Origin of the sequence: Stenotrophomonas sp. VV52 (assembly GCF_002893095.1) — a bacterium.
GTDB lineage: Bacteria > Pseudomonadota > Gammaproteobacteria > Xanthomonadales > Xanthomonadaceae > Stenotrophomonas > Stenotrophomonas aracearum.
In genome coordinates this window covers 71089-82850 of record NZ_PKQQ01000003.1, presented here as the reverse complement: position 1 = coordinate 82850, position 11762 = coordinate 71089, and the positions used below count along the sequence as shown (strand labels likewise).

8 protein-coding genes are annotated in these 11762 nt (G+C 66.6%); 7 read left to right on the top strand and 1 reads right to left on the bottom strand.

The window, feature by feature from the left end; genetic code table 11:
- Positions 1-63: 63 nt before the first annotated feature.
- From C2U58_RS08900 to C2U58_RS08870, 7 genes are all read left to right on the top strand, one after another.
- Positions 64-609, top strand: a complete 546-nt coding sequence (locus C2U58_RS08900; RefSeq protein ID WP_146033442.1) for a hypothetical protein — start codon at positions 64-66, stop codon at positions 607-609.
- Positions 609-914, top strand: a complete 306-nt coding sequence (locus tag C2U58_RS08895; RefSeq protein ID WP_146033441.1) for a hypothetical protein — start codon at positions 609-611, stop codon at positions 912-914. The genes C2U58_RS08900 and C2U58_RS08895 overlap by 1 nt, the downstream gene beginning before the upstream one ends.
- A gap of 180 nt (positions 915-1094) precedes the next feature.
- Complete coding sequence (locus C2U58_RS08890) at positions 1095-3959, top strand: VIT domain-containing protein (protein WP_253256710.1); 2865 nt, start codon at positions 1095-1097, stop codon at positions 3957-3959.
- A gap of 70 nt (positions 3960-4029) precedes the next feature.
- Positions 4030-5155 (top strand): peptide chain release factor 2 gene (gene prfB, locus C2U58_RS08885; RefSeq protein ID WP_102945533.1). Its coding sequence is split into 2 segments (ribosomal slippage): positions 4030-4104 and positions 4106-5155, totalling 1125 coding nucleotides; the frame shifts between segments, so codons are not numbered across the junction.
- A gap of 76 nt (positions 5156-5231) precedes the next feature.
- Positions 5232-6749, top strand: coding sequence for a lysine--tRNA ligase (lysS, locus tag C2U58_RS08880; protein ID WP_102945532.1), 1518 nt, complete (start codon positions 5232-5234; stop codon positions 6747-6749).
- Between the two features lie 204 nt (positions 6750-6953).
- Complete coding sequence (locus tag C2U58_RS08875; RefSeq protein ID WP_102945531.1) at positions 6954-8093, top strand: two-component system response regulator; 1140 nt, start codon at positions 6954-6956, stop codon at positions 8091-8093.
- Positions 8094-8103: 10 nt separating this feature from the next.
- Positions 8104-10269: an ATP-binding protein gene (locus tag C2U58_RS08870; RefSeq protein WP_102945889.1), complete on the top strand. Its 2166-nt coding sequence runs from the start codon at positions 8104-8106 to the stop codon at positions 10267-10269.
- A 78-nt stretch (positions 10270-10347) separates the two neighbouring features.
- Here the strand turns inward: C2U58_RS08870 and C2U58_RS08865 are convergent, their stop codons facing one another.
- Complete coding sequence (locus C2U58_RS08865) at positions 10348-11217, bottom strand: crotonase/enoyl-CoA hydratase family protein (RefSeq protein WP_070206802.1); 870 nt, start codon at positions 11215-11217, stop codon at positions 10348-10350.
- Between the last annotated feature and the right edge of the window lie 545 nt (positions 11218-11762).

The window sequence follows — 11762 nt, the reverse complement described above, 5'->3', positions numbered from 1 at the left end:
GATCCCGGACGTTAGGCTCGACGCGATGGCCAGACGGCCGACGCAGCGTGGGTGGCGGGATTCATGTCGCATGTTCGATGGATGTACGGTGTCGTGTCCGTCGCGGTTTGCGTTCTGCTGGTGTACGTCAGTGACAAATGGGCTGCTCCCGACAGAATTGATTCCTTCACCTACTGGTGTGGCGTTGCCACATTGGTGGCACTTGTCATCGCCGTTGGTGAGATTATTCATGCAGGAACGGCCACAAACGCAGTAAATCTGGCGCTTTCTGCCACTGCACGGCAGGAGGCGAGGACGCTGAGTGCCGAAGTCATTGCATTGGTTGACGAGGTCAGCGAAAGCATGCGCGCTGAGGACTACACTGCGGCGTTAAGGGCGGTGCAGATCGCGCGACGATTTGCCGCCCGCCTCGATTTCAAGCATGTGCTGCCGTTCGAAGGTAACGCCATCGCCGAGAAGCTGGGCGACGTGGAGCATGCTCTTCAAAGGGCACTGAACGACGACAGAGGGAAGCCAATGACCCGGGCCGGAAAGACTGAGCTGAATGATGTGTTGATGACCATCAAGCGCGCTGCCGAGAGGCTCGCAAATCTGGAGGGATGGGTCTGATGTTGCCGCCCAAAGTCCGGGATTTCATGGAGAAAGTCGTTTCAAAGACGGATGCCGGTGAACTGACATGGACCTTTACCTATGACAGGGATGCCATCACGACCAAGACTGACCAGTTCGAGATGACGGTCCGCCACCGACGCGCAACTGCTCAAGTCCCGGGCGGCTACCTCGTCTTTTACCGCAGCAGCATGGACCCCGAGGAATTCCGGTTCTTTGCCAGCTATGAGGCCGAGCAGGATTGCGCGCTTCTGCAGCAGGTATTCGATGGTGTGCAGGCGTGTTCGGCGCATTTCCCGTTCTAGGCCGGGTGGCCCCGCGGCTGGCGCGGCTCTCAGGTCGGTGACTTGACGCCTTTGTCCTTCAACCCCATTCCCACTCCCCATGCGTTGAACCTCCCGTCATCGGATCTGGAGCGTCACATGGACAGCATGCTGCGGAACATCGGGCTGGGGTTGTTGCTTTGGGCGGGGGTAGGGGCAGGCATGCAAACGGCGGCGGCGCAGCAGGTTGCCGCGCCGGTGTTGAAGGTCGCCGGGGCCGAGCAGCCGGTGCGGCTGGAGCAGGCCCGCATCGACAGCCACGTGGCCGGAGGATTGGGCGAAACCCGGATCGAGCTGGTGTTCCGCAACCCCAATCGCCGCGTCCTGGAAGGATCGCTGGAGTTTCCCTTGGCCGAAGGCCAGCAGGTGACCGGTTTCGCATTGGATATCGACGGTGTGCTGCGCGACGCGGTGCCGGTGCCCAAGGCGCAGGGTCGCCAGGTGTTCGAGGCCATTGAGCGGCGCGGGGTCGATCCGGGCCTGCTTGAACAGACGGCCGGTAACCAGTTCCGGCTACGCATCTACCCGATTCCGGCGATGGGCACGCGGCGGGTGGCGATCACTGTGCGCGAAGCGCTGCCGGTGGAAGCGCAGGGCCTGCGCTGGACCCTGCCGCTGCAGTTTGCGCGGCAGGCGCAGTCGGTGCAGCTGAGCCTTGATGCCGTGGGTAATGGCGTGCCGGTGGCCAACGGGAAGTCGCCGCTGGTGCTAGCCCCGCGCGACGGCGCGTGGCGGAGCCGCTGGCAGGGTTCCGGCATGGCATTGCCCGCACAACTGGGCTGGATCTTGCCGCTGCCGCGCGGGGTCGATGCGGTGCGCGGCCGCTTCGATGGCGGGCAGTACCTGATGGTGCAGGTGCCGGTTCCGGTGGAGGCGCGTGCACGCACGCTGCCGCGCCGGGTGGGACTGCTGTGGGACGCCTCGGGTTCGGCACGCAACCGCGACACCGCTGCGGAACTGGCGGTGCTGGATAGGTACTTCCGCGCCATTGGCAACGGCGAGGTGCAGCTGACCGTCCTGCGCGACCGTGCCGAGCCGAGCCGCCGCTTCGCGATCCGCCAGGGCGACTGGATCGCATTGCGTCGCCACCTGGAGGCATTGCCGCGGGACGGCGCCAGCGCCTTGGGCGACTGGACGCCCCAGCCCGACGTGGACGAGTACCTGCTGGTGAGCGACGGGCTGGCCAACTACGGCAAGCGCGACCAGCCCGTGCTGGGTGCGCAGCAGCGCCTGTACGCCCTGAGCGGCGCCGGCGCGCGCACCGACAGCGACCGCCTGCGCGTCTGGACCCGCGCCGGACGGGGCCAGCTGCTGGTGATGGACGGGGCCGGCGACGTGGAGGCCGCCGCCGCGCGCCTGCTGCGCGACAACCCGGCGGATGTGATGGCCGACGGCGAAGGACTGGCAGACCTGCTGATCGACCCGGAGCGTGCCGACCACGGTTGGGTGCGGGTGCTTGGGCGGGTGCAGCGTGCGGATGCGGTGCTGCGGCTGCAGGTACCGGACGAAAACGGCGCGCGACGCACCGTGACAGTGCGGCTGGCCGATGTCGGCGACATCGGTGGCGAACTGGTCGCCCATGCCTGGGCCGATGCCCAGCGTCGGGCGCTGGCCGGCGATCCGGGCGCGAACCGCGCGGCGATCCAGGCGCTGTCGCAGCGCTTCGGACTGGTCGGCCCCGATACCTCCCTGCTGGTACTCGAAACCTTGGACGATTACCTTCGGTACGGCATCCGCCCGGCCGGCCCGCTGCAGCAGGCGTATGACCGCCAGCACGCGGTCACCCTGGCCGACGATGCCGCCGCCCGTCGCCAGCGACTGGACACGCTGGCGGCGCAGTTCGCCCAGCGCGAGGCATGGTGGAACCGCTCCTGGCCCAAGGGCGCGCCGCCGGTCGCCCCACCGGCCAAGGCGATGTCCGCGCCGATGGCGATGGCACCGCCCGCGCCGCCTGCGCCTGCCGCACCGATGATGATGGCGGCGGAGCGCGCGCAGCGCCGAGAGGAAGCCGCGCGCTCGACCTCGCTGGACAGGATCGTGGTCACTGGTGCCCGCCTGCCGGCCGACGCCGAGTCCGCCGCTGACGCTGACGCCTACACCGCCGGTGACCCCGCCAACCGCGGCGCGCTGAAAACCAGCGTCGCTGCGTGGGCGCCTGATTCGGCCTACGCCCGTCGCCTGCGCGCGGCGCGTCCGGACGCGGTCTATGCGCTGTACCTGCAGGAGCGCGATGACCACGCCGACAGCAGCGCGTTCTATCTGGACGTGGCCGACATCCTGCTGGCCCACGGCCAACGCGACCTGGCCCTGCGGGTGCTGTCCAACCTGGCCGAGATGCAGCTGGAGAACCGCCACGTATTGCGCGTGCTGGGCTACCGGTTGATGCAGGCCAAGGCGCCGGCGTTGGCCGTGCCCGTGTTCCGGGATGTGCTGGCGCTCGGTGAGGAAGAGCCGCAGAGCTTCCGCGACCTGGCCCTGGCACTGGAAGCCAACAACCAGCCGGCGGAGGCACTGGCGGCGTTCAACGAGGTGGTGGTGCGGCCGTGGGATGCGCGCTTCGACGGCATCTCCCTGATCGCGCTGGACGAACTGACCACGCTGGTGGCGCGGACGGGGGTAGACGCCCGCGCGGTCAACCCGCGCCTGCGCCGGGCCATGCCGGTGGACCTGCGCGTGGTGCTGAGCTGGGACAGCGACAACAGCGACATGGACCTGTGGGTGACCGACCCGAATGGTGAACGCGCCTATTACGGCAACCAGCTGACGTACCAGGGCGGCCAGATGTCGCGCGACTTCACCGGCGGCTATGGTCCGGAGCAGTTCTCGCTGCGTCAGGCCAAGCCGGGCAAGTACAAGGTGGAGGCCAACTACTTCGGCAGCCGCGAGCAGCTGGTGACCGGCGCGACCACGCTGACCCTGCGGCTCAGCACCCATTGGGGCAGCCGAAGGCAGCAGGACCAGCAGGTGACCATGCGGTTGAAGGACAGCTCGGACACCGTGCTGGTCGGGGAGTTCGAGGTCCGCTGACCCTTGAACATGAACGGGGCTTGGGACGCTATAATCGTCGGTCTTGTCCCAAGCCTTCATTACCGCCGATATGATCGAGCTCAATCCCGTGCGCCAGCGAATCACCGATCTGACCGATCGCGTGGTCTCGCTCAGGGGGTATCTTTGACTACGACGCCAAGAAAGAGCGTCTGGAAGAAGTAACCCGGGAACTGGAAAATCCCGATATCTGGAACAACGCCGAGTACGCCCAGAACCTGGGCCGCGAGCGTTCCATGCTCGACAAGACGGTCGGCGGCATCGCCACCATCCTGGACGGGCTGACCGAATCCAGCGAACTGCTGGAGCTGGCTGAAAGCGAGCAGGACGAAGACACCGCGCTGGCCGTGGTCGCCGACCTGGACAAGTACCAGAAGCACGTGGAACAGCTGGAATTCCAGCGCATGTTCTCCGGCGAGATGGACAGCGCCGCCGCCTTCGTCGACATCCAGGCCGGTGCCGGTGGTACCGAAGCCCAGGACTGGGCCGAAATCCTGCTGCGCATGTACCTGCGCTGGTGCGAATCGCGTGGCTGGAAGACCGAGCTGATGGAAGTGTCCGGTGGCGATGTCGCCGGGATCAAGTCGGCCACGCTGCGCGTGGAAGGCGATTACGCCTATGGCTGGCTGAAGACCGAAACCGGCGTGCACCGCCTGGTGCGCAAGTCGCCGTTCGATTCGGACAACCGCCGCCACACCAGTTTCACCTCGGTGTTCGTGTCGCCGGAAATCGACGACAACATCGACATCACCATCAACCCGGCCGACCTGCGTACCGACGTGTACCGTTCGTCCGGCGCCGGTGGCCAGCACGTCAACAAGACCGAGTCGGCGGTGCGCATCACCCACATCCCGACCAACATCGTGGTGGCGTGCCAGACCGGCCGCAGCCAGCATCAGAACCGCGACAACGCGATGAAGATGCTGGCCGCCAAGCTCTATGAGCTGGAAATCCAGAAGCGCAACGCGGAAAAGGACGCCGTGGAAGCGACCAAGTCCGACATCGGCTGGGGCAGCCAGATCCGCAACTACGTGCTCGACCAGAGCCGTATCAAGGACCTGCGCACCGGCATCGAGCGTTCGGACACGCAGAAGGTGCTCGACGGCGACCTCGACGAATTCGTCGAAGCCAGCCTGAAGTCGGGCCTGGAAGTCGGTTCCAAACGCCTCGACGCCTGACCGTCGGGCCGCCACGTGCGGCCCGATGCTGCTTCACCTCCCCACTGTCCAACTCCCCAAGACACAGACCCACGCCATGAACGATCAGACCGCCGCGCCGCAGACCCCCGTCGACGAGAACAGCCTCATCGCCGAGCGCCGCGCGAAACTGACCGCGCTGCGCGGGCAGGGCATCGCCTATCCGAACGACTTCCGTCGCGAAGACTTCTCCGGCAGCCTCCAGGCCGAATTCGCCGATGCCGAACAGTGGACCGCCGAAGCGCTGGAAGCCACTGACCGTACGGTGAAGATGGCCGGCCGCCTGATGGCCAAGCGGGTGATGGGCAAGGCCAGCTTCGCCCAGATCCAGGACGAGTCCGGCCGCATCCAGCTGTTCCTGCAGGGCAACAGTCTGGGCGATGCCTACACCGCCTTCAAAGGCTGGGACGTAGGCGACATCATCGCGGTGGAAGGCGGGCTGACCCGCACCAAGACCGGCGAGCTGTCGGTCAAGGCGACCAGCATCCGCCTGCTGACCAAGTCGCTGCGCCCGCTGCCGGACAAGTGGCATGGCCTGGCCGACGTGGAGCAGCGCTACCGCCAGCGCTACGTCGACCTGATCGTGACCCCGGAGTCGCGCGAGGTGTTCATCAAGCGCTCGCGGATCATCCGCGCCATGCGCGCCTGGCTGGACAACCGCGACTTCCTGGAAGTCGAAACGCCGATGATGCATTACATCCCCGGCGGCGCCACGGCCAAGCCGTTCACCACCCATCACAACGCGCTGGACCTGGACCTGTACCTGCGCGTGGCGCCGGAGCTGTATCTCAAGCGCCTGGTCGTGGGTGGGCTCGAGCGCGTCTACGAAATCAACCGCAACTTCCGCAACGAAGGCGTCAGCACCCGGCACAACCCGGAATTCACCATGATGGAGCTGTACGAGGCCTACGCCACGTACACCGAAGTGATGGACCTGACCGAAGGCGTGATCCGTGACGTGGCCAGCAAGGTGCTGGGCACCACCACCGTGGAATGGGACGGCGCCACCATCGACCTGGCCCCGGCGTTCCGCCGCTGGCGCATGGACGAGGCGGTGCGCCACCACAACCCGGAGATCAGCCTGGCCGACTGCACCGACCGCGAGGCGTTGCTGCGCCATTGCGAGCGCCTGAAGATCCGGGTCAAGCCGTCCTACGGCTGGGGCAAGCTGCTGCTGGAGATCTTTGAAGCCACCGTCGAGCACACCCTGGTCCAGCCGACCTTCATCACCGACCACCCGGTCGAGGTCTCGCCGCTGGCCCGCGCCAACGACGACCAGCCGGGCTATACCGACCGCTTCGAGCTGTTCATCAACGGCAAGGAGCTGGCCAACGGCTTCTCCGAGCTGAACGACCCGGAAGACCAGGCGGCCCGATTCCAGGCCCAGGTCACGGCCAAGGAGGGCGGCGACGACGAAGCCATGCATTACGACGCCGATTACATCCGTGCGCTGGAGTACGGTATGGCCCCGACCGGCGGCCTGGGCATCGGCATCGACCGCCTGGTGATGCTGCTGACCGGCAGCAGCTCGATCCGCGATGTGCTCCTGTTCCCCTACATGCGCCCCGAAAACTGAGACGCAGGTCCGGTTGGACCCGCTGGGGCCACCCGGCGGGGTTCCGCTGGGATGGCCGGACGAGTATGGTTTCTGCGTAGCCCATTGAGGCGCCCTATGGGCGCCAGCTACGGATCATGAGCACTGGACGGCCCCCTGCGTTACGCACGCATCACGGCACGGCCAAGATCATGAATGGGGGAATCATGACCGGAGGTGGGTCCCATGCAAGGTGCCGGCGTACAAAGCAGCGGAGTATCGTCTTCGCAGCACGTTCCAGTGTGGTCCAGGAAGACAACGGAAGCAGCCTTGAATATTGTCATCGTTGACGATCAGACGTCTGCGCGCACCATGCTGCGTCATGTCATCGAGGACATCGCGCCGGAACTGAGCGTGCATGACTTCGGCGACCCGCTCACCGCGTTGGCCTGGTGCGAATCGCACGGGGTCGACCTGCTGCTGCTCGACTATCGCATGCCGGAAATGGACGGCCTGGAGTTTGCGCGCCGCTTCCGCCGCCTGCCCAAGCATCGCGACATTCCGGTGATCCTGATTACCGTGGTCGGCGACGAGCCGATCCGCCAGGCTGCGCTGGAAGCCGGGGTGATCGATTTCCTGGTCAAGCCGATCCGCCCGCGCGAACTGCGGGCGCGCTGCTACAACCTGCTGCAGCTGCGCCAGCAGTCCGAGAACGTGAAGCAACGTGCGCTCTCGCTGGAGCAGCGTCTGCTGGCCAGCATGCACGAGGTGGAAGAGCGCGAGCGCGAGACGCTGTCGCGGCTGGCCCGTGCGATCGAGTTTCGTGATGCCGGCACCAGCGCCTACCTGGAGCGCATGGCGCACGTGGCCGGGCTGATCGCTGAACAGCTGGGCCTGCCGGAAGAAGAGGTCAAGCTCATCGAGGCGGCCGCGCCGCTGCACGACATGGGCAAGATCGCCATTCCCGATGCGGTGCTGCTCAAGCAGGGCAAGCTCGACGACGAGGAGCTGGCGATCATGCGCCGGCACCCGCGGATCGGCTATGAGCTGCTCAGTGGCAGCCAGAACCGCTTCATCCAGGTGGGTGCGCTGATCGCGCTGCGCCACCACGAGCGCTACGACGGCAGCGGCTATCCCGATGGCCTGCGCGGCGATGCGATCCCGCTTGAAGCGCGGATCGTGGCGGTGGCCGACGTGTTCGACGCCCTCATTTCGCCCCGGCCCTACAAAGAAGCCTGGACGATGGAAGCCACCCTGGCCTATCTGTATGCACAGCGTGGTCGCCTGTTCGATCCGCGCTGCGTGGACGCCCTGCTGCGTGGCCGGCAGCAGCTCGACGATATCTGCGCGCAGCACTCCACTGCGTCGGCACGCCCGGGGATGTGAGGTGCAGAGCATGTTCCACACCTTGAAGCAGCGGCTGGGCAACCGTCCCGACACCGAGCACGGCCAGGCTATCGTGCGCATGGTGCTGATCGTCCTGATCCTGGGCTACGTGCTGCTTCCCGGTCCGCGCCACGACCTGCCGCACCACCAGTATCAGGTGGTGCTGGGCATCGTGCTGACCGGGTTGACCCTGTCGGTGCTGTTGTTCGCGTGGCTGCTGGCGCGCCCCGGCCGTTCGGACCCGCGCCGGGTGGCCGGCATGCTGGCCGACTACGGGCTGATCGCCGCCGGCATGGTGCAGATGGGCGAGCCGCTGGCCTGGGTCTACATCGTGGTGATGTGGGTGACCGTCGGCAACGGCATGCGCTTCGGCAACAAATACCTGTACACCGCCGTGGGCATGGCGCTGGTGAGTTTTGGGGTGACGGTGCTGGTCACCGACTACTGGCAGGCCAACGCGCGGCTCGGCTTCGGCCTGTGGCTGGGCCTGGCGGCGGTGCCGCTGTACTTCGCCACGCTGCTGCGCCAGCTGACCCATGCGATGGACGAGGCGCGCCGTGCCAGTGAAGCCAAGAGCCGTTTCCTGGCCAACATGAGCCATGAGTTCCGCACGCCGTTGAACGGCCTGTCGGGCATGACCGAAGTGCTGGCCACCACCACGCTGGACGAAGAACAGCGCGAGTGCGTCAACACCATCCAGGCGTCCTCGCGCAGCCTGCTGGCGCTGGTGGAAGAGGTGCTGGACATCTCGGCGATCGAGGCGGGCAAACTGCGCGTGGTGGCCGAGGACTTCTCGCTGGACGAGGTGATCCAGTCGATCGGGCTGATCCTGATGCCGCAGGCCAAGGTCAAGCGACTTGATTACCAGGTCAAGGTCGCCGCAGGCGTGCCCAAGCTGCTGCGTGGCGACCTCGGCCACCTGCGCCAGATCCTGCTCAACCTGGCCGGCAACGCGGTCAAGTTCACCGAGCATGGCCGCATCGAGATCCGCGTGTCGCAGCTGCGCGAAGAAAACGAAGGCCAGGTGCGGCTGCGCTTCGACATCCTCGACACCGGAATCGGCGTGGTGCCGGACATGCGCGCGCGCCTGTTCCAGGCCTTCGAGCAGGCCGATGTGAGCCTGGGCCGCCGCCACGAGGGCAGCGGGCTGGGCACCTCGATTTCGCGCGGCCTGGTGGAGGCCATGGGCGGGCAGATCGGCTATGCCGAGAATCCGCCGCAGGGCAGCTGCTTCTGGTTCGAACTGCCGTTCGCGCTGCCGCCGGTGGTGGCGGGCGAGTACACCCCGGCCGTGGTCGGGGAGGGCAGCGCCGCTGCGCCGGACAACGTGATCGCCTTCGCCGACCCGTTCCTCCGCCATCGCGCCCGGGTGCGCAGCATGAAAGTGCTGGTGGCCGACAACCACCAGGCCAACCGGCTGGTGCTGCAGCGCCTGCTGCAGAAGGCCGGGCACAAGGTGGTGTGCGTCAACGGCGGCGAAGCGGTGCTCGATGCCATGGCCGAGAGCGACTACGACGTGGCCATCGTCGACCTGCACATGCCCGGCATGAGCGGGCTGGACATGCTCAAGGAACTGCGCGTGCTGCAGGCCGGTGGCGCCCCGCGCACGCCGGTGCTGGTGCTCAGCGCCGACGTCACGCCCGAATCCATCCAGCAGTGTACCCAGGCCGGTGCGCATACCTTCTTCGGCAAGCCGGTGGTGCCGGTGCGCCTGCTCGACACGCTCGCTGAAATTGCCGCCAACGACGGCCTCAAGGCGCGCACGGCCGTGGTCCAGTCGGCGCCGGTCGCAGTGGGCGTGCTCGATACCGGTGTGCTCGACGAGCTGGCGGCGCTGGGCATGGGCGAAGGCTTCGAGCAGGAGTTCATCCGCCAGTGCCTGGCCGACGCCACGCAGTGCGTGGGCGGGGCCATGGAAGCCGGCGAACGCGGCGACTGGGTGCTGCTTCGCGAGCAGGCCCACGCCATCAAGGGCGTGGCCAGCAACCTGGGCCTGGTGCGGGTGGCGTACCGGGCCGGCGAGGTGATGCACATGGCCGACTGGCAACTCAAGAGCGAATGGCGCGAGCGGATGACGCTGATCCGTACGGCGGTGAAGGAAGGCCGGCAGGCACTGGAAGAACGCCGGCGCCCCGGTGCCGCATCCAGCGACGACGGCGGCATCGACATGCGCTGACCCGCGTGCCGATGGATGGAAAAAAGCCCGGTTTCCACCGGGCTTTTTTACCGAACCCCCTTGCCGGCAGCAGCGCCGTTACGCGGCATCGAACTGCGCACGACGGGTCTGCGCCTTGATCAAACGGTCCATGGTCCGCAGCGACTTGTCTTCCAGGGCCAGGGCCGAATCGACCCAGATCTTGGTGATTTCAAGCAGCTCGTCATAGCCCACCGCCTGGGCCAGGTTGCGTGCGGCGTTCATTGCCAGGTAGCTGCGCGGGGTGCGCTGCTGCTGGCGGATCAGGTCTTCGGCGGCCTTCACGCCCTGGCCCTTGGGCACCAGGATGTCGACCACGCCCATGGCGAACATTTCTTCGGACGAGTAGACCCGGCCTTCGAGGATGATCTTCTCGGCCAGCTGCGGGGCCACGCGGCGGCACAGGAACGAGTAGGCGCCCATGCCCGGGAAAAGCCCGAACAGCACTTCAGGCAGGCCCATGCCGCAGCCTTCCTCGGCAATGATGGTGTGGCAGGCCAGGGCCATTTCCAGGCCACCGCCCAGCGCGTCGCCCTGGATCAGGGCGATCGAGCGGACGTCGCCGCCGAAGCCGGTGTGCAGGTGGTGCACGCCTTCCACGCAGCGCTGGGCATAGGCCAGCAGGCGGTCGCGGTTGCCTTCACGGATCAGCTGGGCGAACAGGGCCAGGTCGCCGCCCAGGTTGTAGGCGGTGGCGTCGGAGGCCAGCACGAAGTGGCGCAGGCGGCCGCTGTTGCGTTCGGCCGGGGAGAGGGTGATCTGGCTCATCACGCTCCACATTTCGTCCAGCATGTCCTTGCGGCAGCAGGGACGGATGCCGGTAGCGGCGTCGGCGTGCATGAACAACCAGTGGGCGGCGTTGTCGCCGGTGGTTTCGGTGCGGATGGTCGCGTAGCCGCGGGCATAGGGGAGCTTTTCGATGGAATGCATGGTGATCACCTCGGCGGGTTGGCCTGCTGGGAGGACGGTGGGCGGCAGGCCGGACGGGTCCACACGCCGCGATCCTACACCGGCGGTGGGGGGTGTCATGCATATATCCCGCGTGCGTCTGGCAGCGGCGATGAAGGAGGGGTGAAACGCCCATACGCCTTGCGCGGCGGGGGTACTGCGTGGTCTTTGACCGAACGACGGGATCATCGCGTTCGCCCGGCACGGCGCAGAATGCGCAGATTCGTTCCAGTCCGACTCGGACGCGGGGCACCCGCTGTTCTTTCCGTAGTGGAGCCGAGTAGCGACATCGCGCAACGAACCCGTCTAGGACTACACCCCGTCTACAGCCCTGTCGTTGATGGTGCCGTTCGATTTGCTGACCGCGCTGGCGACGGATGCATACCTGCTTGCCACACTGGGCATGCCGGCCGGGCTGACACTACTGGCTGCCAAGGGCGATTGGGGATGATCGAATGCGCGGTCGAGCTTACCGGATCGACTACGGGTGACGACTATCTTCGTTTGCGATAAATCTCGAGGATCTC

Coding starts and splice junctions, on each gene's coding strand:
- C2U58_RS08870 (WP_102945889.1), top strand. CDS start 8,104: ATGTTCCACACCTTGAAGCAGCGGCTGGGCAACCGTCCCGACACCGAG.
- C2U58_RS08895 (WP_146033441.1), top strand. CDS start 609: ATGTTGCCGCCCAAAGTCCGGGATTTCATGGAGAAAGTCGTTTCAAAG.
- C2U58_RS08875 (WP_102945531.1), top strand. CDS start 6,954: ATGCAAGGTGCCGGCGTACAAAGCAGCGGAGTATCGTCTTCGCAGCAC.
- C2U58_RS08890 (WP_253256710.1), top strand. CDS start 1,095: ATGCAAACGGCGGCGGCGCAGCAGGTTGCCGCGCCGGTGTTGAAGGTC.
- C2U58_RS08900 (WP_146033442.1), top strand. CDS start 64: ATGTCGCATGTTCGATGGATGTACGGTGTCGTGTCCGTCGCGGTTTGC.
- lysS (WP_102945532.1), top strand. CDS start 5,232: ATGAACGATCAGACCGCCGCGCCGCAGACCCCCGTCGACGAGAACAGC.
- C2U58_RS08865 (WP_070206802.1), bottom strand. CDS start 11,217: ATGCATTCCATCGAAAAGCTCCCCTATGCCCGCGGCTACGCGACCATC.